Here is a 1,112-nt window from a genome sequence, read left to right on the forward strand (position 1 = left end):
ATCCCATACCAACTCCGGGCTAAGAATGTACTCGCTGAATAGCACTGCCTGTACGCTCCGCAGTGTTCAAAGGTGCCTCCGATAGCGTGCACCATCATTGAAATCGCTCCTTCGCGCCAGCGCCTACGTAAACCAGCCAACAACAAGCGATTTAGTGTGCGCATGATAACCTCCGCTCAGTTATCACCGTTCCGAGATTCTGCTTTGAACACACCAAACGCACATGCCGATTTCAACAATTTGATTAACGCTCCGAAGTTTTCCGATGATCCCATTGGGCAACGTCAGAAAAAGCGTTGGGAGCTCATCGCTGTAGACATCTACAAAAGCACATCCAGAGAGGCATTGCTGGAAGCTAGGGGCAGAGCCGAAGGCTATATTCATGGTCTTGTCGACGCTGGGCATTTGTCTACAAGAGACACCGAACGCGACTATCTCATTTTGAGCATCGCCCAACGGCGGCGTGAGTTTTTGCAGAAACTGCTGAGCGACTACGGTTACTGAGCCAAGGAAATCTGTGAATCCGTCTGACGGTAAACGTGCATCACAAGATATAGGCAGTTTGAAGCGCTCCGCGCGGATTACTCGGAGCGCAGCAGACTAAAACCGTAAGAGGCCTAGCAAGCGAAAGTTCAGAGGTTTGAGGGAGCTCGAGCAATGAGCTTGTCCTGAATCGACAGCCATTCCTCCATTGAAACGAGCACCGCAACCCTTCGTTCCCCCTCGATGAAAACCGGTTTGCGAGTCGTGATCACAATATCGAGCAACTCCTCGAAATGGATTATTGCCCGAGCAACCGACCATCGTTCATCTGTCACGTGCCAAGCCCTGTCATTTGATCAAAGGATGGTTTTCATACCGTCGATTAGAAACTATCGGCGGACTCAAGAAGCTTGAGAAAGCTTGCTCTGCCGAGGTCTCGCCTGAAGCTAGCGATCACGTAACTACCATCTTGGGTTTCGAGCAACCAAAACCGCCCTTCCTTCCTCGCTGATTGAATTTTACCTGTGCGAAGGATAGAACCATCAGCTCTGTAGTAGGCATCATCCTTCTCAGAGTGATCGAATGACACCCCGACGCATGTGTCATCTGCAATAAAAGCGTCGCTGATG

Annotated in this window: 1 protein-coding gene and 1 pseudogene; one reads left to right on the forward strand and one right to left on the reverse strand. The window is 50.4% G+C overall.

The window, feature by feature from the left end; all coding sequences use genetic code 11:
- Positions 1–204 precede the first annotated feature (204 nt).
- On the forward strand, positions 205–504 hold the full coding sequence (locus AC1DSG_RS31310) for a hypothetical protein (protein ID WP_477794315.1): 300 nt from the start codon (positions 205–207) through the stop codon (positions 502–504).
- A 361-nt stretch (positions 505–865) separates the two neighbouring features.
- Here AC1DSG_RS31310 and AC1DSG_RS31315 read toward each other — a convergent pair.
- Positions 866–1,112, reverse strand: a pseudogene (locus tag AC1DSG_RS31315) (hypothetical protein); the annotation flags it as partial.

It is taken from the genome of Pseudomonas sp. P5_A12 (assembly GCF_056400685.1).